General features: G+C 40.6%; 1 protein-coding gene. It reads right to left on the reverse strand.

Annotated features, from left to right (window positions below; translation table 11 throughout):
* On the reverse strand, positions 1-234 hold a 234-nt coding region (locus SM755_RS24710), incomplete at both ends, for a hypothetical protein (protein ID WP_323174912.1).

The raw sequence follows: 234 nt of genomic DNA on the forward strand, positions 1-234 counted from the left end.
GTGTGTGGGGGGGGGGGGGGGGGGGTGTTTTGTTTTGGGGGGGGGGGGGGGGGGTTTGGTGGGGTGGGGGGGGGGGTGTGTGGTTTTTTTTTGTTTTGTTTTTTTTTTTTTGTGGGGGGGGTTTGTTTTTTTTTTTTTAAAAATTTTATTTTGGTGTGTTTTTTTTTTTTTTTTTTTTTGTATTTTTTCCTGTTTTTTGTGTGGTGTGTTTTTTTTGTTTTTAAATGTTTGCCG

This window comes from Natrialba sp. PRR66, assembly GCF_034808065.1.
Lineage (GTDB): Archaea > Halobacteriota > Halobacteria > Halobacteriales > Natrialbaceae > Natrialba > Natrialba aegyptia.